We start from the raw sequence: 20,601 nt of genomic DNA on the forward strand, positions 1-20,601 counted from the left end.
CCGGTTTTTCGGGGGGATTACCCTTTATCTGTCGGTGCTCAACATCTGGCGGACACCGGCCTTCGCATTTGAGCAGCGCGAGTGCACGGCTATAGGTGGGCGCTTTATCCGTGTTGATGAACCGCGGGATCAGCCACTTCTTCACGTTGTTGAGGATGTTACCCAGGAACCGGTATGCGGCTTTGCTGTTACGACGTGGGAAGAGATACAAATCGACGGTGCGCCCCCATCTGTCAACAGCGCGGTAATGATAAGCACAGCGGCTATTCACCTTCCAGTACGTTTCATCAATGTGTCACGGGCAAAAACCGGAAGGGTTAAGCCACGAGAATGACATTACTGAGCCGCTGGCGGGCAACAAAGCGCACCCAAGCCGGCAATGACTGTGGTATTCAAATCAAAGGTGCTTTCGTCGAAGCCACTAAAGACAAAAAGGCCATAAGCTTTGTTGAATAAACAGGGTTTGATTTAGGATAATTCTTCCGTCATGGCTTTTTCATCATTTTCTGATGTCCATCAATTGTACAGTTATGCAAAATAAGCCGAATCATCTGGACATATCTTTATAAAAAAAACGACAAATGCGGCATTATTTCTTCACTATTTGTCGCTAACTTTGTTGGCATAAGATAAATGAAGTTCTAACATTCAGATAAAGATGCCTGAACGGAAGGATGAACCCTACAGGGCAGTAGATGTGGTCTACAATAATTATCAGGGCATGGGTAAAAATGCCTGACCCGGCATGTGGTTCGTACAGATTTCATATCGCTAATTACGGGAAAAAGCTCACTTTCCTTGCGGGCAGAGCCTGCGCACAGCAATATAACAATAAAGAAACACTATTATTCAGGGCGGGGGATTCCCCCGCCCTTTTTTATGTCTTATCCCTTAATACTGTAGTTGCACTGATACCATGCTTTCATTAATCCCGGCAGACGGCTCGCCTGAGGTTTAATCGGTTCGACGGTGTCAAACCCCCGATCGGCACAATAACGTTGCACATCTTCTTGCATCGCCGTTTCATTTACCGTTGTCGGATTAAAGCGATACTGGACGGTATTTACAGCCGGGTCTTCATCCACTCTTTCAAATGCCCCAGTTTTTCCTGACGTACAGCCTGCTAATAGCAGTGCAGCCAGGGCAACAAGACAGGGAATACTCTTTTTCATCTTATTACTCTCCTCTGGTGCGGCATGATATCAGCCTCTGCTCTTCTCGCTATCGGAAAAAGCTATATTTGCGCTTTCTTTAGCCGACATTTGCATTAACTTACCTATTGATTCGATTCAACGAACCATCTGGCGTCTTTGGCGAGGGAATGCGATTATGCAGTCAGACACAGCAACGAGTCTGCACCACACCAGGATTTACTATAAAATTACAATGATTTATGCCCGCGGCGAGCGGGCTTTTTTTTGCTTAACTGGCGTTTCCGCTGAGTATGATACGCAAAACGGCCGCAGAACGATTAACCGAAAGTGCCAGCACGGATTGATACAGATCGAGGGTCATATCACAGAGTTGAGTCCGGTTAATGTCTGGCTCGGCGGGTGTATTGAGCGTTTGCAGGTCGCTACCCCATTTCCGATAAAGCGTTTTGACTGTATTGATTTGCACCCGAAGTATCCTGCTGCGCTGCCGTTCCGCTGGCGTGTTGCAAAAAGCTGTCCATGGCATCTTTCTGCCGCAGCACCTTCATCTCTTCGACTGAAATACGCATATAGGCCACCACATCGCTGTCGCTGGCATAAGCGAGTCGCTGATTAAGCAGGTCAGCAAGATCGGGGCGCAGCCGCTGCCGGGCTTCCGCTTCATCTGTCCCCTCTTCCAGTGCCGTCAGATATTCCTGCTCAATTTTTTTATAAAGGTCGGGCTGCTGGATTTTTATCGTGCGCCAGACCGGCTGCAGGGCCAGATGCCTGACTGTCCTGGCGATTTTCTCTGCATGCTGCTCCTGCGGCAGCCGCCAGCCGCCAGCCGCCAGCCGAAATAATAGAAGTTTCCAACAAAGAGCAGGGGAAATGCCAGTATGACCGCCATCGTCTTACTGAATACACCGCGTTTTTGCAGCAGGGAGAGAATGAAAATAACGGCAAGGCCGGAGATCAAAGAAACAAGGGTAGGCTGTGAAATCAAAATGATATCCTGTTATGCAGGGCCAGCTTGCGCCAGCCCTGATAATGAAGCGCTAGTCGGCGCGTACGTCCACCAGCACCGGACAGCTGGCATGTTCAATCACGGCCGCACTCACCGACCCTTTAAGCAGCCGGTTAAAAGAGGAGAGATGGCGGCGCCCCATAATGATCATCGCCGCATGCAGCTCGTTCGCCACTGCAACAATGGTTTCCGCCGATTCACCGGCTACTACGCGTCCGGTTGCCGTCACGCCTGCGGACTGTAAGCCCGCCAGCGCCTGACGTACGGCAGCCTCGGCAGTGTTCTGCTCGTCCAGAGCCGCGCCAAAGTCACCCGGGTCTTCCCCGGCCTCAATAATCCAGGCGCCAGTCGTGCTGGCGTAGCTGGCATCAACGCAGCATAAGACCACCACCTGAGCCTGAAGTGCGCAGGCCTGCTCACTGGCCAGCTGTACAACCTTACGGGCGATGGCTGAGTTATCAACGGCCACTAAAAGCGTTTTCATATCCCTCTCCTGTTAGTTACGAAGGGCCACCTTGCCTATCTCATCCACCAGCGCCTCTTTGCATTTAAGGATCTCGGTACGATAGAGCGCCTCATGCTTTTGAAAACGGGTGGATGGAACCAGTAAGCTAATGGAAAAGCGTCCCAAAATAGTATCGATCGCTACCGCCATAGTAGAAATTCCTTCCAGCGTCTCGCCGCGGTCATAGGATAATCCGGTACGGCGGATCTCATGCAGCCGCACGAGCAGCTCTGGGAATGCCTTTACGGTAAGGTCTGTCATCGCCTTGTAGGCATCGCCCACCAGCGCCCGGGCCTGCTCATCGCTGTCCAGCGCCAGCAGCGCTTTGCCGCCTGATGTGCTGTAAAGCGGCAGATTAAGACCGATACGCGGCACCACCCGCAGCTCGCGGTCGGCCACCACGCAGTGAACAATCGCCAGCTGAACCCCACTTGCCCGCGCCAGTGACACGGTTTCGCCGGTAGCATCACTCAGCGCCTGTAGCCACGGCTGGGCAATGGCCACCACGTCCGTATGTAGCGTAGCAATCAGTCGCAGCAGCGCCGGACCCAGCCGCACTCCGCCAACGCCGTGGCTGCGCACCAGCTGGACCGAGTCCAGCGCACCGACGATCCGCTGCACCGTCGAGCGCGGCAGGGAAACCGCCTGAGCAATTTCTCCCAGGCTCATGCCGTTCGGACAGTCGCCGAGCGCATTCAATATCTTTGCCGCCCGCGCGATAACCTGGATCCCACCCGCTCGATCTTCATCCCGCGGGATTGAAAGTTCAGACATAAGCGTTCCTTGTTTTTGGATGGCGATACTTTAGCACTAATTTATCCTCACCGGCACGTTGTACCGCATTGCAATACAGCCTATCGCAGGGTAATATCGTCGCCCACTGTATCGCTATGCAATACAGTGCACCGATTACCCTCTTTTCATGCGGAGCCTTGTTATGAATGCTGTACCGGCGCCGGCCCCCCATCCTTTTACCCTCCGTCTGGCGCTGGGAATGGTGGGCGTGCTGATCGCGGCGATGACCTCAGGGCTTAATGACCGCGTCACCGATCTGGCGCTGGCCGACGTGCGTGCGGCGATTGGCTTTAGTTACGATAGCGCAACCTGGATAACCTCCGCCTGGCAGGCAGCAGAAGTGTCGGCAATGATGGTTGCCCCCTGGTTTGCCGTCACCTTCTCCCTGCGGCGGTTTGCGCTGGTGATGACCTTTGGCTTCGCTGCCACTGGCCTGCTGCAACCCTTTGCGCCTACGCCCGGCCTGTTTGTCACCCTGCGGGTCGTGCAGGGCCTGTTCGGCGGCGCACTGCCGCCGCTGCTGATGACCGTGGCGCTGCGTTTTTTACCGCCGCCGTTCAAACTCTATGGCCTGGCCGCCTATGCGCTGACTGCGACCTTCGGTCCTAATATGGCTGCCTCGCTGGCCGCTTTCTGGACCGACTCCGTCGGCTGGCAGTTTGTTTTCTGGCAGGTGATACCGCCCAGCCTGGTGGCTGGCCTGCTGATTGGCTGGGGGATCCCTCAGGATCCGCTGCGGCTGGCGCGTTTTCAGCAGATCGATCTGTTCGGCATGCTGACCGGCTGTAGCGGGATGGCGCTGTTAATCCTGGCGCTCGGCCAGGGGGAGCGGCTGGACTGGCTGAACTCACCGCTGATCGCCGCCATGCTGCTGGCGGCGGCGGCCCTGCTGGTGGTGTTTTTTATCAATGAGTGGTTTCACCCGGTGCCGCTGTTCAAAATGCAGATGCTGGCGCGCAGAAACCTGAGCCACGGGCTGCTGGTGCTGGCGGGCGTTCTGCTGGTTGCGCTTTCCGGCTCCGCCCTGCCATCGGCCTGGTTTGCTCAGGTGGGGGGATTCCGTTCGGCACAGTTTGCTCCGCTGGCGCTGACTATCGGTCTGCCTCAGCTTCTGATTGCACCGCTGCTCGCCGCGCTGCTTAATTTGCGCTGGATAGACTGCCGCTGGATGCTGACCGTTGGGGCAATGCTGATCGGCCTCTCCTGCCTGATGGGTATGCAGCTGACGGATGAGTGGAGCAGACAAAATTTCTGGCTTATCCAGACGCTACAGGCTTTTGGACAACCGATGCTTATCCTGCCGGTGTTGATGAGCGCCACCAGCGTGGTTCTGCCGCCGGAAGGGCCTTATGCCTCGGCGATGTTCAATACCGTGCGGGGTTTCTCCAGCGTGGCGGCCGGTAGCCTGGTCGAAAACTTCCTTACCCACCGCGAGAAGTTCCATTCTCATCGCCTGGTGGATCAGCTGGGGAATCGACCCTGGTCCATCACGGCGGATAATGCTGCCAGCGCGGGCCCGCTCTCGCCCCTGCTCCCGGACGGTTCGGTCAGCTCAGTGGAGAATTTAGGCCATTTCGCCATGCTGGTTAAACATCAGGCAGTGATCCTCAGCATCAGCGATGGCTACCTGCTGATTATCGGTTTCGCCCTGCTGTTGGTATTGCTGACGGCATGGCTACCGAAACGCGTTTATCCGCCACAAACGCTTCTTCAACATCCTATTCAGGCGCCAGGAAAATTATCATGAGTTTAGTCCCTGCAAAACGACCCCTGCTTTTAGCGCTGCTGCTGATCCTGCTGCTGGCCTGCGCCTTTTTTGTCTGGTCAGCAATGCGCCACCATCATGCCCGGACCGATGATGCGGCGGTAGTGGCCGATTACACGCTGGTCGCGCCCAAAGTGTCGGGCTATATCCGTGCGGTGAACGTCAGGGATAACCAGCAGGTTAAGGCGGGCGACACGCTGGCTACCATCGACGACAGGGATTACCGCGTGACGCTGGAAACGGCACAGGCAAACCTGCAAATCAGTCAGGCAAAGTTAAGCAGCGTGCAGGCTCAGCTGGAGCAGCAGCAGGCGGCGATTGCGCAAAGCGATGCGGCAGTCAGCGCCAGCGAAGCCACCCTCAACTATGCGCAGCAGAATGCCGGGCGCTACCGTCGTCTTCTGAGCACCGGCACCGGCACTGCGGATGAGCAGCAGAAAACCCAGGCGGCGATGCAGGAAGCCGCCTCCCAACTGCGTCAGAGCCAGGCCGCTGCGCTCTCGGCCCGTAAACAGATCGGGGTACTGCGCGCCAGCCTTAGCCAGGCGAATGCCGATATCGCGGCTTCGACGGCGGCGGTCGATCAGGCCCGCCTGAACCTTTCTTACACCCTTATTCGTTCTCCGGTTGATGGCACTGTCGGCCAGCGCACGGTGCGACAGGGTGCCTGGGTGACGGCAGGCACGCGCCTGCTGGCGGTCGTTCCTCTCAGCCAGTCTTACGTGCTGGCTAACTTTCTGGAAACGCAGCTGGCCGACGTCAGCGCCGGTCAGCCCGTGACCCTCAGTGTCGACGCCCTGCCCGGCGTCACGCTGCATGGGCACGTTGACAGTATTGCGCCGGCTACAGGGTCAACCTTTGCGGCGATCACCGCCGATAACGCCACCGGTAACTACACCAAAGTGACTCAGCGCCTGCCGGTTAAAATCGTGCTGGAGCCTGGACAGGGCGACCAGACACGTCTGCGCGTGGGGATGTCAGTGATTGCGGAAATCGAGCCGCGTTAGCGACGGGGAGAGTCTGAGCGTATCCGGCTTTAATTACGCGGGAAGAGGGGGTAAATTGACCCGCTATTCTGCCATAACCGCTCAGAGGACGCGTTTGTGAAATATGCACTGATGGGAATATCATTCATTCTGCTGATTTGGGTTGGCACTTTTTTACTGATGCTGTAACCCGTAGCCTGGGCCAGGCCCGGCGGCCCGGCCCCAGCCGTTAAACGCTTTCTTCGCTGGCTTTAGTCGCGATTGGAAGAATGCCATCCGCACGAAACATCGCCTTGATCCCTCTTACCGCCTGACGGATACGATCGCTGTTTTCTATCAGCGCGAAGCGCACGTGGGTGTCGCCGTAATCACCAAATCCGATGCCTGGCGAAACGCACACTTTCGCCTCCTGTAGCATATGTTTAGCGAAGTCCAGCGATCCCATAGCACTGTAGTGGTCGGGGATCTTCGCCCAGACGTACATGGAGGCTTTAGGGATCTCAACCATCCACCCCGCCTCATGCAGCCCTTTGACCAGCACGTCACGGCGGCGTTTATACTGTTCGGCAATATCACGCACGCACTGCTGATCGCCCTCCAGCGCGGCGATGGCCGCCACCTGTAGCGGCGTAAAGGTGCCGTAGTCGTGATAGCTTTTGATACGCGCCAGCGCAGCAACCAGCTCTTTATTTCCCACCATAAAGCCAATACGCCAGCCGGCCATATTGTAACTTTTCGACAGGGTAAAGAACTCTACCGCCACCTCGCGCGCACCGGGCACTTCCATGATGGAGGGCGCTTTCCAGCCGTCATAAACGATATCCGCATAGGCGAGGTCGTGGATCACCAGCACGTTGTACTGCTTCGCCAGCGCAATAACCCGTTCAAAAAAGTCCAGCTCCACGCACTGGGCAGTGGGGTTTGATGGAAAGCCGAGAATCATCATTTTCGGCTTCGGATAGCTTTCCCGGATCGCCCGCTCAAGCTCGTTGAAAAAATCTACGCCCTCAACCAGCGGTACCGAACGGACCTGAGCACCGGCGATCACGGCACCGTAGATATGAATCGGATAGCTGGGGTTTGGCACCAGCACGGTATCACCGTGATCCAGCGTCGCCAGCATTAAATGCGCCAGCCCCTCTTTCGAGCCAATGGTGACAATCGCCTCTGTTTCAGGGTCGATATCAACCTGATAGCGATCGGCATACCAGCGAGAAATAGCGCGGCGCAGACGGGGAATGCCGCGCGAGGTGGAGTAGCCGTGCGTATCATCACGTTGGGCTACGGTACACAGTTTTTCAACGATATGCGGCGGCGTGGGGCCATCAGGATTCCCCATGCTGAAATCAATGATATCTTCGCCGCGACGGCGCGCGGCCATCTTCAGTTCAGCGGTAATATTGAAAACATAGGGCGGAAGACGTTCGATACGGGAAAAACGACGTGCAGAGCTGATGTCAGCCATTGAAACCTCTGATTTACGTTAGCGCCCGGACCGTCCGAGCGACGCTGACCAGAAACTGGTCTGTCAATGAACATATCGCAGGCGGACCGGCCCTGTCGAGAGGAGGCATAACATTTTTTTAACGATCGCGCGCCAGGCAGCCAAAGGCCCAGTCATTGACCCACTGACCGCGCAGCAGATAATTGTCGCGCAGCATGCCCTCAAGCTGGAAGCCGTTTTTCTCCAGCACGCGGCGCGAAGGCCAGTTCCCCTCCACCACCTGCGCCCGGAGCTTATGGAACTCACAGTCCTCAAACAGGAAATCCACCAGCGCCGACAGCGCTTCGGTGCCATAGCCCTGGTTAAAATACCCGCTGAGCAGCGAGTAGCCCACTTCAGCCTGACGCCAGGGGATCCATTCGGCGTTCGCGCCAATCAGACCGATGGCTTCACCGGTTTCTGCCAGACGGAGCGTCAGGCAGAGCATATGGTAGCTGGTCACCTGCCAGGGAGCGAGGCGCAGGGTAAAACGCTGGCGAATATCGGCCTCCTGCGGCACCTCGCTGATAAATTCCATGCTGGTTTTATCCCGGTGTACCTGCTGAAACAGCGGCCAGTCGTCTGGCGCCAGGCGGGTCAGTCGAAGCCTGTCAGTGGTCAGTTGCATAAATATCCTCTGGCGGTCAGCAAGATGAAAATTGATCCAGATAGCTGTTCGGGGTAATCCACGACCTCATGCCTGGCACAACCTCCCTGCTTTACTTATTATAGGCGATGACTTTTTCACGTCTGCCGAGGCACCCGTGCACACGACCTTTGATATGCTGCTTGCCGTATTAGAACGCACCGCCCTGATGCTGATTTGCCTGTTTTTCATGACCCGCGTTCATCAGTTTCGTCAGCTGCTGCAAAAAGATGAGCACTCCTGGCAGGAGCGGGTTGCGGTCACGGCGATTTTCAGCCTGTTTGCCCTGTTTGGCACCTGGAGCGGCATAAACGTTGAGGGTTCGCTGGTGAACGTGCGCACCATCGCGATTATGTCCGGCGGCATTTTATTTGGGCCCTGGGTCGGCATCATCACCGGGGTGATTGCCGGTCTGCACCGTTTTCTGACGGACGTTCACGGCGTCAGTGCGGTCCCCTGTCTGATCACCAGCATCATCGCCGGGTTTGTTTCCGGCGCGATTAATCTTAAAGTTAACAAGGAAAAGCGCTGGAGCGTAGGAATTCTTGGCGGCATGCTGTGTGAATCACTGACCATGCTGCTGATCGTGCTCTGGGCGAGGCCCTTTTCACTTGGCCTGGAGATTATCAGCGAAATTGCCCTGCCAATGATCCTCGGTGCCGCCAGTATTGGCCTGATTGTGCTGCTTATTCAGAGCGTTGAGGGGGAAAAAGAGGCCATTGCCGCCCAACAGGCTAAGCTGGCCCTGGATATCGCCAACAAAACGCTGCCGCTGTTTCGTCAGGTTAACAGCCAGTCGATGCGCAGCGTTTGCGATATTATCCGCAGCGATATCAGCGCGGATGCGGTCGCTATCACCAATAAGAACCAGATCCTCGCCTATGTCGGCGTGGGGCAAGAGAACTACGACAACGGTGATGATAAAATTAGCCCGACCACGGCCAAAGCCATCGCTTACGGTCAAATCATTATCAAAAACAACGATGAGGCACACCGTACGCCGGAAATTCATTCGATGATCGTCATTCCCCTGTGGGAAAAAGGCGAAGTCACCGGCACGTTGAAAATCTATTATCGCCATGCCCACCGCATTACCTGGTCGCTGCGGGCAATGGCAATTGGCCTGTCACAAATTATCTCCACTCAGCTGGAAGTCTCCCGCGCCGAACAGCTTCGGGAGATGGCTAATAAGGCGGAGCTGCGGGCACTACAGAGCAAGATAAACCCCCACTTTCTGTTTAACGCCCTCAACGCTATCTCCTCCTCCATTCGCATCAATCCCGATACTGCCCGTCAGCTGATCAGCAATCTTGCCCGCTATCTGCGCTATAACCTTGAGCTGAACGATGATGAGATGATTGATATCAGAAAAGAGCTGTATCAGATAAAAGATTATATCGCGATTGAACAGGCGCGCTTTGGCGACAAGCTCACCGTGATTTACGATATCGATGAAGAGGTTAACGGCGTGCTGCCCAGCCTGCTGATCCAGCCGCTGGTGGAAAACGCCATCGTACACGGTATCCACCCCTGTCGGGGTAAAGGGGTGGTCACGCTCAGCGTGAGGGACCAGGGCGATCGGCTGCGCATTTCGGTGCGCGATACCGGCCATGGCATCAGTGAGGACGTGGTCGCCAGAGTCGAAAATAACGAAATGCCCGGCAACAAGATTGGTCTGCTTAACGTCCACCATCGGGTCAAACTGCTGTACGGTGAAGGACTGCATATACACCGGCTGATGCCGGGCACGGAAATAGCTTTTTACATCAGTAAAAACGGGGCGATCCTGCCGGAAAACCAGCGTATGTCACTGACGGCCTGAGGCCGTATTAACCGGAAACAGCCGTGTGAAAGCGATTATAGTTGAAGATGAATTTCTGGCGCAGCAGGAGCTGAGCTGGATGATTAAGCAACACAGCCAGCTGACTATTGAGGCAACCTTTGATGACGGGCTGGATGTCCTGAAGTACCTGCAAACGCACCAGACGGATGTCATTTTTCTGGATATTAATATCCCGTCGCTGGATGGCGTACTGCTGGCGCAAAATATCAGTAAATTCGCCGTCAGGCCGCTAATTGTCTTTATCACCGCCTGTAAAGAGCATGCGGTGGAAGCCTTTGAGCTGGAGGCCTTTGACTATATCCTTAAGCCGTACCAGGAGATGCGTATCGTCACCATGCTGCATAAGGTGGAGAATACGCTCCAACAGGCGAAACTGCATACCGCGCCAGACGCTATACGGCCCCAGCCCCGCACGGTGAATCTGGTGAAGGATGAGCGCATTATCGTAACCGATATCAACGACATCTATTATGTCGAAGCACATGAGAAACTGACGTTTGTTTATACGCGGCGTGAAGAGTATGTGATGTCGATGACTATCTCAGAATTTTGCAGCCGCCTGCCCAAAGATGCCTTCTTCCGCTGCCATCGCTCCTGGTGCATTAACCTGAGCAAAATTCGCGAAATCGAACCCTGGTTTAACAATACCTATATGCTGAAACTGCGCGATCGCGACTTCCAGGTACCGGTCAGTCGCAGCAAGGTGAAAGCCTTCCGCCAGTTAATGGGGCTGTAGACGGGAAGCGCAGGTGCCAGCGGAGGACGGGGGTGAAGAGAAGCGTGGATATCTGAGGCCGCTGTTAAGCGGTAAGTGACAGCTCCAGCGGCCCATGCCGCTGTCGCCTGTCAGGGAGATGCCCCCAGGGCCGCTGTCGCCTCTGAGGGGGAGCATTTACAGAATGCTGCCCAACACCTGGCGCAGGTGAGCCCCTGCCCCCAGCAGGCCCGGCTGGTCGTGGGTGATAAGGTAAACGGGAATATTCTGCACGTAATCTTTAAAGCGCCCTTTATCCTCAAACGCCGCGCGGAAGCCGGACGCTTTGAAGAAGGAGAGGAAGCGCGGCACAATGCCTCCGGCAATATAGACGCCGCCAAAGGTACCCAGATTTAGCGCCAGGTTACCGCCAAAGCGGCCCATGATCACACAGAACATTGCCAGCGCGCGACGGCAGTCGGTGCAGCTATCGTCCAGCGCACGGGATGAAACGTCCTTCGGCTTCAGGTTATCCGGCTCCCGTCCGTCCGATTTTACAATCGCCCGGTAGAGGTTAACCAGGCCCGCGCCCGACAGCACGCGCTCGGCAGAGACGTGGCCCAGCTCGGCGCGCAGCACTTCGAGGATCAGGTCTTCCTCTTCGCTATTGGCAGCGAAATCGACGTGGCCGCCCTCGCCCGGCAGGCTGACCCAGCGCTGATCAACGTGTACCAGATGCGCCACGCCCAGCCCGGTTCCCGCACCATAGACGGCGATCGGTTTGTCCTTTACCGGTTCGGTCCCGCCGAACTGCATAACGTCCTCTTCCGACAGCATCGGAATGGCCATCGACACGGCGGTGAAGTCGTTAATAATTTCCAGGTGCTCAAAGCCAAGATTAGCCTTCATTTTGCTGCTGGAAAATGCCCAGTCGTGGTTGGTCATCTCAACCCAGTCTTCCGTGATCGGGCAGGCGATAGCGATACAGCCATCGGTTATGTCCTGCTGCTGCTCGTCAAGATAAGCGCGGATCACCGCTTCCAGGCTTGCAAAATCTGCTGTGGAGAACGTTTTGGCTTGTGACAGGGCACCGTTCTCAACTTCACACAGTGCCAGGCGGGCGTTAGTGCCGCCGACATCACCTACCAAAGCATACTTAGTCATTATTGTTTTGCTCCGCTTACGTCATTTAAACACACTATAAATTTCCCCCGCTGAAACAACAACGCTCTCCACACAATGGAGAGCGTAAAAAGCGCTGCCGCCGCCTACCTTACCTGCCTGCGCGCCACTTGCCCACGGGCATCAATCCTAATTATGCCTTTAACCGCCATTACGCTGGCTCATGGATGCGCTGACCGACGCTAACAAAGGTGGGATGTCCATCCGTGGCAATATCACTTCAACCAGCGACAATCGGGAAGTTTGCGCGATAACCTGCATAACCTCAACCAGCTGCGCCGTTTCCGTTATCCGCCAGCTCTGGGCTTCGTTATGCACGCTAAAACCACCGGGGAGCTGGGTCCAGTTCCACTGAGCAATATCATTGTAGCGCTGATGCTCGCCATGGATAGCCCGCTCCACGGTATATCCGCTGTTATTCAGCACAAATATCACCGGTTTTAGCCCATCGCGCAGCATCGAACCCAGCTCCTGTATCGTTAACTGTGCGGCACCGTCACCAATAAGGAGCACTACCCTGCGTTCAGGGGCGGCAATCTGCGCACCATAGGCGGCGGGAAGCGTGTAACCTATCGATCCCCACAGCGGCTGGCAGATAAAGGTCACCTCCTCAGGGAGCCGCAGCACCGCCGCGCCAAAGGCGGCGGTCCCCTGATCGGCCAGCACGATATCACCGGGCCGTAGAAAATCCTGCATGGCCTGCCAGAGCGTACTCTGGGTCAGCCTGTCTGAGGGTACATGGCTTAAGGCGGGCGGCGGCGGCGGCGTCAGATCCCAGCCGCTGGCGTAACGCCGCGCGAGCTGATGGACAATCTCCAGCGCCTGTGCCATGGGCAAGGGTGAGAAGTTATCTTCTCCTGTCCGGCTGTCGTGAAGATCAATGGCAATGGTTTTGTCGCTGTCGATTTGCTGGGTGAATCCGGCAGTGATGGAGTCAGTGTAGCGCACGCCCAGGGTAATAATCACGTCAGCCCGTTCGATAATCGCCTGCGTCTTCCCCGCGCTCGCTGCCCCGGCGTAGGTTCCGGCAAAGCCATCCAGAGACTCCGGCAGTACGCTCTTACCCATCAGCAGGGTGGCAAAGGGCATCGGTATTTCGGTCAGAAACTGCTGCAGCGCGGGCCTTAGCCCCGCCCGGTCAGCGAGAAAATCCGCCAGCAGCGCGATGGTTTTCGCCGCAGCGAAACGCAGCTCAACGGCGCGGGAAAACGCCGCAGCTATCTGCGGATCCGTCGGCTGCGGCGTGGAAAGCGGTGCGGCAGGCGGAGTAATGCTGACCTCCGCCACGTCGGTGGCAAGGTAAATGTAAACCGGTCGACGCGTGTGCAGGGCAATCTGCAACAGGCGGTCGATCTCCGCTGCGGCATTTTCTGGCGTTAGCACCGCCTGCGCGGCCGTCACCTCCTGTGAGATACGCAGAAAGTGATCGTAGTCACCGTCTCCCAGCGTATGGTGCAGCATCAGCCTGCTGCGGCTGTTCTGCCGGGCGGGGGCGCCGACGATATGCACCACCGGCAGATACTCAGCATAGCTGCCTGCCACCCCGTTGAGGACGCTAAGCTCGCCGACGCCAAAGGTGGTCAACAGGGCGCCTGCCCCCCGGCAGCGCGCATAGCCATCCGCCGCATAGGCCGCATTCAGCTCATTGGCGCAGCCTACCCATGCGATATCCGGGCTGTTGATAACCTGGTCAAGAAAGCGAAGATTGTAATCCCCCGGTACGCCGAAAAGATGATCGATCCCTGACTGGTGTAAGCGAGAAAGCAGATACTCCCCAACGGTGCAGCTTTTCATGGTTTTCCCCTGTAAACAGCAAACGTAGTAGAGAGTATTACCGATAACTTTCACTGCGTTAAAGATGCACCATAGCGCTAAACGGCAACAAAGCGTTACGCCTCAGAATTTTCCTCAAGTTGCGATCGACCCCGCTATTCCATTTAGTGTAACCGTATACACTGCTAAGCTTTGGGTAAAACTGGCCCGACACTTACAGGACATTTCAATGGTTTATCAGGCAGATGCACAACGTTACGCCGGAATGGTTTATCATCGCTGCGGACGAAGCGGGATTAAGCTTCCGGCTATTTCACTCGGGCTGTGGCACAATTTTGGCGATGCCACCCGCCTGGACAACAGTCGTCAACTGTTACGACATGCCTTTGATAACGGTATCACCCATTTTGACCTGGCCAATAACTACGGCCCCCCTCCCGGCTCGGCTGAAGAAAATTTTGGTCGCCTGCTGCGCGAGGATTTTGCCCCCTATAGGGACGAGCTGATTATCTCCTCCAAAGCGGGCTATACCATGTGGGATGGCCCCTATGGCGACTGGGGGTCGCGGAAATATCTGATCGCCAGCCTTAATCAGAGCCTTAAGCGCATGGGCATTGATTACGTCGATATCTTTTATCACCACCGTCCCGACCCGGAAACGCCACTGGAAGAGACGATGATGGCGCTGGACCACATTGTGCGCCAGGGCAAAGCCCTGTATATCGCGCTCTCCAATTACCCGGCCGACCGCGCGGCTGAGGCCATCGGCCTGCTGAAGCAGCTGGGAACGCCCTGCCTGATCCACCAGCCGAAATACTCGATGCTCGAGCGCGCGCCGGAGCAGGGCCTGCTTGATGTATTGCAAAAAGAGGGCGTTGGCTGCATTGGCTTTTCACCGCTGGCGGGAGGCATACTTACCGATCGCTACCTGAACGGCATCCCGGATGACTCGCGGATTGCCAGCGGGAGCCAGTTCCTCAGCGCCGATCGGCTAACGCCGGAAAATATGACCCGAGTGCGTGAGCTTACTGAGCTGGCGGCGCAGCGCGGTCAAAAACTGTCGCAAATGGCGCTGGCGTGGGTGCTGCGCGGCAACCGCGTCACTTCCGTACTCATTGGGGCCAGCAAAACCAGCCAGATCGATGATGCCGTTGGCATGCTCGCAAACCCGGATTTCACCGGGCAGGAGCTGGCACGCATCGACGCGATTCTCGGCTAAAAGCATGAGGGGCTGAACACCACGTCAGCCCCTTTATAACATATCGGCATTATCAGAGATTAAGCGCCATCGCGACCAGCAGGTAAAGGTTCAGCGCCACCACAATCGCTACGATCGCCTTACCCACCGTCTGCATCAGGCGTGAGTTCACCATATCTCCCATCAGTTCGCGATTGCCGGTAAAAGCAAGCAGCGGTACCAGCGCCAGCGCAATACCAAAACTCAGCAGTACCTGGCTCATCACCAGGATCCGGGTTGGCTCCCACCCAGCCATTATCACAATGAAAGAGGGCAGCATAGTAATGATCCGGCGCACCAGCAGCGGAATATGAATATGGGTAAAACCCTGCATCACCACCTGTCCGGCCAGGGTGCCCACCACGGTCGATGAGAGGCCAGCCGCCAGCAGGCTCAGGCCAAAGACCAGCGCAGCCGCGCGTCCCAGCAGCGGATCCAGCGTAAGCCAGGCCTGCTCAAGGTCGGCAATACCGGTATGACCGCTGAAATGGAAAGCCGCCGCAGCCGTTGCCATCATCGCCAGATTCACAAATCCAGCAATGGTCATGGCAATAGCCACGTCCAGCTTGGTTGAGCGATAACGCTCCGCTCGCGTGCCGCCATCAGGGCTTTGGGTTAGCGAAGAGTGCAGATAGATGACATGCGGCATAATGGTTGCGCCCAGCACGCCCGCAGCCAGCAGCACCGCATCCGCGCCAGGCAAAGCAGGAACGGCCATCCCGCGCACCAGATCGGCGATTTTAGGCTGGGAAAAAAACAGCTCAATCACATAGGCTGCCGCCACGAACAGCAGCAGGCCGCCGATCACCAGCTCAAGGGGCTTTTGCCCACGCCGTTGCAGCATCAGGATCAGAAAGGTCACCACCCCGGTCAGGACCGCGCCCTGTAACAGGCTGACGCCAAAAATCAGCTTAAAGCCGATCGCCGCCCCAATAAACTCTGCCAGATCGGTCGCCATCGCAATGATTTCTGCCTGTACCCAGTAAAACCAGACGGCAGGACGGGGAAAGCGGTCACGGATATGTTCGGCCAGATTCTTACCGGTGGCGATACCCAGCTTGGCTGACATCAGCTGAATAACCATCGCCATGATATTCGCCCATACCACCACCCACAGCAGCTTATAGCCATAGGAGGCACCGGCCTGGATATTGGTGGCGAAGTTGCCGGGATCGATATAACCGATAGCAGCAATAAAGGCCGGACCCATGAGCGCGAACTTAATTTTACGGGAACCACGGGCAATCTGCTCCACGGTGCGGCCTTCCAACATAGTTATTTCCCCTGCTAATCACCTTAGAATCGTATTGTCTTTTAGATGATAATGATTATCAAGTGCATGTAGATAGATTGTCGTTATCGCTGTGATAGCCAGCGGTAAGAAACATAGCAAAGGCTATACCTCAGGGCAAATTACGTTACAGCTAACAAATGAGCAACTCTTTTAACTTTAGGTGAGTGAGTAAGACCTCACAAGCCGTCGGGTGTCTTTTTATGAAGGGTAACCTTCGAAAAAAAATTGGCCCGCCTTTCCTGTGTCACTCACGCACCGGTATATGAACGCACTCATGCCTGCCACAGGAGAGAGTACGGAAAGACATTTGTGCTTTAACGCCATGGTTTTACCGCTATTTTGCGGATTCAGTAAACTTCAGTGTGGCAGGCCAGCGTTCCCGTATAATCCTGGCGACAAAAGAAGCAATGGAGAAGCGCATGGCTAACAGGAAAGCTAAAAGTAGTGCGAAGGGTACCCCGACCCCACATGACCTGGTGTTTAAACAGTTTCTTACGCATTCCGAAACCGCACGGGATTTCATGCAGTTGCATCTGCCCACTGAACTGCAGGCTGTCTGTGACTTCAGTACCCTCAGGCTGGAGTCAGGCAGCTTTGTGGAGGAAAGCTTACGCCCGTACTTTAGCGACGTGCTCTATAGCCTGAGAACCACAGCCGGTGATGAGAGTTATATCCACGTACTCATCGAGCATCAGTCCACACCGGACAGACATATGGCGTTCCGGCTTCTTCGTTATTCAATTGCGGCTATGCAACGTCATCTGGACGCCGGGCATAAAAAGCTGCCTCTGGTGATCCCGGTGCTGTTCTACACTGGCAGACGCAGCCCCTACCCTTATTCTACCCGCTGGCTGGACGAGTTTAACGATCCTGAGCTGGCCGAAAAGCTCTATAGCACTGACTTTCCACTAGTCGATGTGACAGTCATACCTGATGATGAGATCATGGGCCACCGCAGTATGGCCGCGTTAACGCTGCTGCAGAAACATATTCACCGGCGCGATCTGGCCGACCTGATGGACAATCTGGTCAGCCTGTTGCTGGCAGAACACCTGACAGGACAGCAGCTGATTTCACTGATAAACTATCTCGTACAGGCAGGCGAAACTTCAGACGCAGAGGCCTTTGTACGTGAACTGGCACATCGGGTGCCGCAACATGAGGACGAACTGATGACCATCGCGCAACAGCTTGAACAGAAGGGTATCGAGAAGGGTATCGAGAAGGGTATCCAGCTGGGCAGACAGGAAGGTCGCAATGAAGCCAGGCTCGAAGTTGCCCGTACCATGCTGCAGAACGGACTTGACCGCGACACCGTCATGAAAATGACGGGTCTGACCGCAGGCGATCTGGCGCAGATCAGCCACTGATTACTGTCCCTGTTCTGGCAGCGTACACTGCCAGAACAGGAACATTACGTCCAGCCTGCTCCCTAACCCTGAGGGATGTACGGAAAGAGCAAATCAAACCCTCGTGCTCCTTACTCACCAATCCACTCGAAAAACCCTTCTCCTGCCTTTCCCTGCAGTTATGCTTCAGACCCGTAACAGCGTCAGGATGTGATCGCGAAGCAAGTTCTCATCAGAGAGGCGATAGGTAATTTTTATATTGTGGATTAGCTCTCGTTTTTCCATGTCCCGTTACATAGAATGTGCAGCGAAATATAACAGCCTTCAAATTTGGAGCATACATGTCCCGCATTCTGCATTTTGCTTTAGCACTGGGTGTCGTCACGCTGCTGGCCCTGCTGGTGAGTAGCGATCGCAAGAACATTCGTATACGTTTTGTTATCCAGCTTCTGGTTATTGAGGTGCTGCTGGCGTGGTTCTTCCTCAACTCGGAAGTCGGCCTCGGATTCGTGCAGGGCTTTGCCGGGTTTTTCGACAAGCTGCTCTCCTATGCTGCACAGGGAACCAGCTTTGTCTTCGGCAACATGAGCGATAAAGGGCTGGCCTTCTTCTGGCTGAACGTGCTCTGCCCTATCGTCTTTATCTCCGCGCTGATCGGCATTTTGCAGCATTTCCGCATTTTACCGGTTGTTATCCGCGCGATTGGCACCGTACTCTCGAAAGTAAACGGCATGGGTAAGCTTGAGTCTTTCAACGCGGTAAGCTCACTGATTTTGGGACAGTCAGAAAACTTTATCGCCTACAAAGATATCCTTGGAAAAATGTCGCAGCGCCGCATGTACACCATGGCGGCAACCGCAATGTCGACCGTTTCAATGTCTATCGTCGGTGCCTATATGACGATGCTCCAGCCGAAGTACGTGGTGGCGGCGCTGATCCTCAATATGTTCAGCACCTTTATCGTGCTCTCGCTGATTAACCCCTATCGCGTAGAGAGCGAGGAAGACCTTAAGCTGAACGATCTGCATAAAGGGCAAAGCTTCTTTGAAATGCTGGGCGAATATATCCTGGCCGGTTTCAAGGTGGCAGTGATTGTAGCGGCGATGCTGATTGGCTTTATTGCGCTGATCTCCGCTATTAACGCACTGTTTGACACCCTTTTTGGTATCAGCTTCCAGGGCGTACTGGGCTATGTGTTCTATCCGTTTGCCTGGGTGATGGGTGTGCCTGCGGGAGAAGCCCTGCAGGTTGGCAGCATTATGGCCACCAAGCTGGTTTCAAACGAATTTGTGGCGATGATGGACCTGCAAAAAGTGGCCGGTACCCTGTCGCCGCGCGGCGTGGGCATCCTTTCCGTGTTCCTTGTGTCGTTCGCTAACTTCTCGTCTATCGGCATCGTGGCCGGTGCGATTAAGGGCCTGAACGAGCAGCAGGGTAATGTCGTCTCTCGCTTTGGTCTGAAGCTGCTGTACGGCTCAACGCTGGTGAGCCTGCTGTCCGCCTCCATTGCCGGGCTGGTGCTGGGCTAAAGTGTCCCCTGCCCAGTCGGTTATCAGGGCGACCCCTGCCGGGTCGCCTTTTTATTGCAGCGGCAGGTCGAGATGGTCGCGCAGCGTTCTCCCCGCATAATCCTGACGAAAAGCTCCCCTCTGTTGCAGCTCCGGTACGACGTAGTTCGCAAAATCAGCGAGCGATGCAGGCATATCCGCCGGCATCAGTACAAAACCGTCGCAGGCTCCGCTCTCCACCCAGAGTGTCATTTCAGTGGCTATTTCTGCCGCGCTGCCGACCATCACCGGGAACGATGCGCTCGCCGCATAGTTTTTGGCGACCTGCGCCAGGGTTTTCCCCTCGCTGCGCGCCTGAGCGATAACATACTCAAAGCGCCCTTTACTCCCGTTAATATGCTGAAAAATATCCGGGAAAAGCGCATCGGGGTTGTGCTGTGACAAATCGTAATTCATGCTGGCAGACATAAAGCTCAGACCGGCCAGCGGGTTGACCAGTTCATCCAGCAGCCGCCGCTTTTCCTCTGCCTCCCGGCGTGTCGCGCCCACTATCGGCATCACGCCAGGCAGAATTTTACAGGCTTCCGGCTGGCGTCCCTGCGCCAGCATCTCCGCTTTAAACTGCTGGTAAAACTGCTGCGCCCGCGCCCGCTCCGGCTGCACGGTAAAAATAACTTCGCCCACGCGGGTAGCCACATCGCGGAAATCCTCTGAAACCCCGGCCAGAATCTGCACCGGCCTTCCCTGCGGAGAGGCTGCCACCGTCAGCGGCCCCTGGATCTGGAAATGCTCGCCGTGGAAATGGGTATAGCTGACCTTTCGCGGATCGGCCCAGATCCCGGAGGCTTTGTCAGCCACCCGCGCGTCGGGCTGCCAGCTCGCCAGCAGTTGGTGTACCGCATCAATAAACTCCCCGGCACGCTGATAGCGCGCGCGATGCCCCATATGTTGCGATCGACTAAAATTGCGCGCCTCGCCATCGTTGGTCGAGGTGACCGCATTCCACGCCATGCGCCCGGCGCTAAAATGATCGAGGGTCGCCAGCGTGCGGGCAGCGTGAAAGGGTTCGCCGTAAGTGGTGGAGAGCGTGCCACCCAGCCCGATGCGATCGGTAAACAGGCCAAGTGCGGTAAGCAGCGCCATCGGTTCCGGGCGGGCATACCCGGGACGATACTGCACTGTGGTGGCGATATCGCCGCCATAGATGTCATCAATTGACAGCTTATCGGCCACAAAAGCAAAATCAAACTTCACCTCTTCCGCTTTTTTGACCAGCGTTAGCCAGGTGCTGAGCTGCATCGGATCGGGATTTTGCGCCTCGGGATGGCGCCAGCCGCCCGCATGCAGCCCGGTATCGCTTAGATAGAGCGCAAGATGCATG

At 55.9% G+C, this 20,601-nt stretch carries 19 protein-coding genes and 1 pseudogene; 9 read left to right on the plus strand and 11 right to left on the minus strand.

Annotation, left to right across the window (positions count from 1 at the left end):
- A pseudogene (locus tag ACLRGG_RS15620) lies at positions 1–325 on the minus strand (DDE-type integrase/transposase/recombinase); the annotation flags it as partial.
- Between the two features lie 5 nt (positions 326–330).
- On the opposite strand from ACLRGG_RS15620, the gene ACLRGG_RS15625 reads away from it, so the two are divergent.
- Positions 331–456 (plus strand): hypothetical protein, encoded by a 126-nt coding sequence (locus ACLRGG_RS15625; protein ID WP_416250669.1) that lies wholly within the window; start codon positions 331–333, stop codon positions 454–456.
- A 428-nt stretch (positions 457–884) separates the two neighbouring features.
- Here the strand turns inward: ACLRGG_RS15625 and ACLRGG_RS15630 are convergent, their stop codons facing one another.
- From ACLRGG_RS15630 to ACLRGG_RS15645, 4 genes are all read right to left on the minus strand, one after another.
- Positions 885–1,172, minus strand: coding sequence for a hypothetical protein (locus ACLRGG_RS15630; RefSeq protein ID WP_416250634.1), 288 nt, complete (start codon positions 1,170–1,172; stop codon positions 885–887).
- Positions 1,173–1,576: 404 nt separating this feature from the next.
- Positions 1,577–1,723 carry a hypothetical protein gene (locus ACLRGG_RS15635; RefSeq protein ID WP_416250635.1) on the minus strand — a complete coding sequence of 49 codons (147 nt, stop codon included), beginning with the start codon at positions 1,721–1,723 and terminating at the stop codon, positions 1,577–1,579.
- A 468-nt stretch (positions 1,724–2,191) separates the two neighbouring features.
- Entirely contained in the window at positions 2,192–2,644 is a 453-nt protein-coding gene (locus ACLRGG_RS15640) for a universal stress protein (protein ID WP_416250636.1), read from the minus strand.
- A gap of 12 nt (positions 2,645–2,656) precedes the next feature.
- Positions 2,657–3,439, minus strand: coding sequence for an IclR family transcriptional regulator (locus ACLRGG_RS15645; RefSeq protein ID WP_416250637.1), 783 nt, complete (start codon positions 3,437–3,439; stop codon positions 2,657–2,659).
- A 163-nt stretch (positions 3,440–3,602) separates the two neighbouring features.
- Between ACLRGG_RS15645 and ACLRGG_RS15650 the strand changes: the two genes are divergently transcribed.
- From ACLRGG_RS15650 to ypdK, 3 genes are all read left to right on the plus strand, one after another.
- Positions 3,603–5,207 carry an MFS transporter gene (locus ACLRGG_RS15650; protein ID WP_416250638.1) on the plus strand — a complete coding sequence of 535 codons (1,605 nt, stop codon included), beginning with the start codon at positions 3,603–3,605 and terminating at the stop codon, positions 5,205–5,207.
- Positions 5,204–6,232, plus strand: a complete 1,029-nt coding sequence (locus ACLRGG_RS15655) for an HlyD family secretion protein (RefSeq protein WP_416250640.1) — start codon at positions 5,204–5,206, stop codon at positions 6,230–6,232. The genes ACLRGG_RS15650 and ACLRGG_RS15655 overlap by 4 nt, the downstream gene beginning before the upstream one ends.
- Positions 6,233–6,328: 96 nt before the next feature.
- Positions 6,329–6,400 (plus strand): membrane protein YpdK, encoded by a 72-nt coding sequence (ypdK, locus tag ACLRGG_RS15660; protein WP_156484989.1) that lies wholly within the window; start codon positions 6,329–6,331, stop codon positions 6,398–6,400.
- Positions 6,401–6,440: 40 nt separating this feature from the next.
- Here the strand turns inward: ypdK and alaC are convergent, their stop codons facing one another.
- On the minus strand, positions 6,441–7,676 hold the full coding sequence (gene alaC / locus ACLRGG_RS15665; RefSeq protein WP_416250641.1) for an alanine transaminase: 1,236 nt from the start codon (positions 7,674–7,676) through the stop codon (positions 6,441–6,443).
- A 118-nt stretch (positions 7,677–7,794) separates the two neighbouring features.
- A complete protein-coding gene (locus tag ACLRGG_RS15670; RefSeq protein WP_416250642.1) occupies positions 7,795–8,322 on the minus strand; it encodes a GNAT family N-acetyltransferase in 528 nt (175 codons plus the stop codon).
- A 154-nt stretch (positions 8,323–8,476) separates the two neighbouring features.
- On the opposite strand from ACLRGG_RS15670, the gene ACLRGG_RS15675 reads away from it, so the two are divergent.
- A complete protein-coding gene (locus ACLRGG_RS15675; RefSeq protein WP_416250663.1) occupies positions 8,477–10,162 on the plus strand; it encodes a LytS/YhcK type 5TM receptor domain-containing protein in 1,686 nt (561 codons plus the stop codon).
- 25 nt (positions 10,163–10,187) lie between these two features.
- Positions 10,188–10,919, plus strand: a complete 732-nt coding sequence (locus tag ACLRGG_RS15680) for a LytR/AlgR family response regulator transcription factor (RefSeq protein ID WP_416250643.1) — start codon at positions 10,188–10,190, stop codon at positions 10,917–10,919.
- 156 nt (positions 10,920–11,075) lie between these two features.
- On the opposite strand, the gene glk is transcribed toward ACLRGG_RS15680, so the two are convergent.
- Together glk and ACLRGG_RS15690 are read right to left on the minus strand one after the other, a co-directional pair.
- Positions 11,076–12,041, minus strand: coding sequence for a glucokinase (gene glk, locus ACLRGG_RS15685; protein ID WP_067705838.1), 966 nt, complete (start codon positions 12,039–12,041; stop codon positions 11,076–11,078).
- Positions 12,042–12,200: 159 nt separating this feature from the next.
- Complete coding sequence (locus ACLRGG_RS15690) at positions 12,201–13,853, minus strand: alpha-keto acid decarboxylase family protein (protein WP_416250644.1); 1,653 nt, start codon at positions 13,851–13,853, stop codon at positions 12,201–12,203.
- 208 nt (positions 13,854–14,061) lie between these two features.
- On the opposite strand from ACLRGG_RS15690, the gene mgrA reads away from it, so the two are divergent.
- Positions 14,062–15,051, plus strand: coding sequence for an L-glyceraldehyde 3-phosphate reductase (gene mgrA, locus ACLRGG_RS15695; RefSeq protein WP_416250645.1), 990 nt, complete (start codon positions 14,062–14,064; stop codon positions 15,049–15,051).
- Positions 15,052–15,103: 52 nt separating this feature from the next.
- Here mgrA and ACLRGG_RS15700 read toward each other — a convergent pair whose 3' ends face one another.
- A complete protein-coding gene (locus ACLRGG_RS15700; RefSeq protein ID WP_416250646.1) occupies positions 15,104–16,342 on the minus strand; it encodes an Nramp family divalent metal transporter in 1,239 nt (412 codons plus the stop codon).
- Between the two features lie 440 nt (positions 16,343–16,782).
- Between ACLRGG_RS15700 and ACLRGG_RS15705 the strand changes: the two genes are divergently transcribed.
- Together ACLRGG_RS15705 and ACLRGG_RS15710 are read left to right on the plus strand one after the other, a co-directional pair.
- A complete protein-coding gene (locus tag ACLRGG_RS15705; protein WP_416250647.1) occupies positions 16,783–17,733 on the plus strand; it encodes an Rpn family recombination-promoting nuclease/putative transposase in 951 nt (316 codons plus the stop codon).
- 320 nt (positions 17,734–18,053) lie between these two features.
- Positions 18,054–19,241: a NupC/NupG family nucleoside CNT transporter gene (locus tag ACLRGG_RS15710; RefSeq protein ID WP_416250648.1), complete on the plus strand. Its 1,188-nt coding sequence runs from the start codon at positions 18,054–18,056 to the stop codon at positions 19,239–19,241.
- 51 nt (positions 19,242–19,292) lie between these two features.
- Here ACLRGG_RS15710 and ACLRGG_RS15715 read toward each other — a convergent pair whose 3' ends face one another.
- Positions 19,293–20,600, minus strand: coding sequence for an NtaA/DmoA family FMN-dependent monooxygenase (locus ACLRGG_RS15715; protein WP_416250649.1), 1,308 nt, complete (start codon positions 20,598–20,600; stop codon positions 19,293–19,295).
- Position 20,601: the final 1 nt, after the last annotated feature.

Source organism: Erwinia sp. PPS120 (assembly GCF_047918655.1).
Classification (GTDB): domain Bacteria; phylum Pseudomonadota; class Gammaproteobacteria; order Enterobacterales; family Enterobacteriaceae; genus Erwinia; species Erwinia tasmaniensis_A.

Coding starts and splice junctions, on each gene's coding strand:
- ACLRGG_RS15625 (WP_416250669.1), top strand. CDS start 331: ATGACATTACTGAGCCGCTGGCGGGCAACAAAGCGCACCCAAGCCGGC.
- ACLRGG_RS15630 (WP_416250634.1), bottom strand. CDS start 1,172: ATGAAAAAGAGTATTCCCTGTCTTGTTGCCCTGGCTGCACTGCTATTA.
- ACLRGG_RS15635 (WP_416250635.1), bottom strand. CDS start 1,723: ATGCGTATTTCAGTCGAAGAGATGAAGGTGCTGCGGCAGAAAGATGCC.
- ACLRGG_RS15640 (WP_416250636.1), bottom strand. CDS start 2,644: ATGAAAACGCTTTTAGTGGCCGTTGATAACTCAGCCATCGCCCGTAAG.
- ACLRGG_RS15645 (WP_416250637.1), bottom strand. CDS start 3,439: ATGTCTGAACTTTCAATCCCGCGGGATGAAGATCGAGCGGGTGGGATC.
- ACLRGG_RS15650 (WP_416250638.1), top strand. CDS start 3,603: ATGAATGCTGTACCGGCGCCGGCCCCCCATCCTTTTACCCTCCGTCTG.
- ACLRGG_RS15655 (WP_416250640.1), top strand. CDS start 5,204: ATGAGTTTAGTCCCTGCAAAACGACCCCTGCTTTTAGCGCTGCTGCTG.
- alaC (WP_416250641.1), bottom strand. CDS start 7,676: ATGGCTGACATCAGCTCTGCACGTCGTTTTTCCCGTATCGAACGTCTT.
- ACLRGG_RS15670 (WP_416250642.1), bottom strand. CDS start 8,322: ATGCAACTGACCACTGACAGGCTTCGACTGACCCGCCTGGCGCCAGAC.
- ACLRGG_RS15675 (WP_416250663.1), top strand. CDS start 8,477: ATGCTGCTTGCCGTATTAGAACGCACCGCCCTGATGCTGATTTGCCTG.
- glk (WP_067705838.1), bottom strand. CDS start 12,041: ATGACTAAGTATGCTTTGGTAGGTGATGTCGGCGGCACTAACGCCCGC.
- ACLRGG_RS15690 (WP_416250644.1), bottom strand. CDS start 13,853: ATGAAAAGCTGCACCGTTGGGGAGTATCTGCTTTCTCGCTTACACCAG.
- mgrA (WP_416250645.1), top strand. CDS start 14,062: ATGGTTTATCAGGCAGATGCACAACGTTACGCCGGAATGGTTTATCAT.
- ACLRGG_RS15700 (WP_416250646.1), bottom strand. CDS start 16,342: ATGTTGGAAGGCCGCACCGTGGAGCAGATTGCCCGTGGTTCCCGTAAA.
- ACLRGG_RS15705 (WP_416250647.1), top strand. CDS start 16,783: ATGGCTAACAGGAAAGCTAAAAGTAGTGCGAAGGGTACCCCGACCCCA.
- ACLRGG_RS15710 (WP_416250648.1), top strand. CDS start 18,054: ATGTCCCGCATTCTGCATTTTGCTTTAGCACTGGGTGTCGTCACGCTG.
- ACLRGG_RS15715 (WP_416250649.1), bottom strand. CDS start 20,600: ATGCATCTTGCGCTCTATCTAAGCGATACCGGGCTGCATGCGGGCGGC.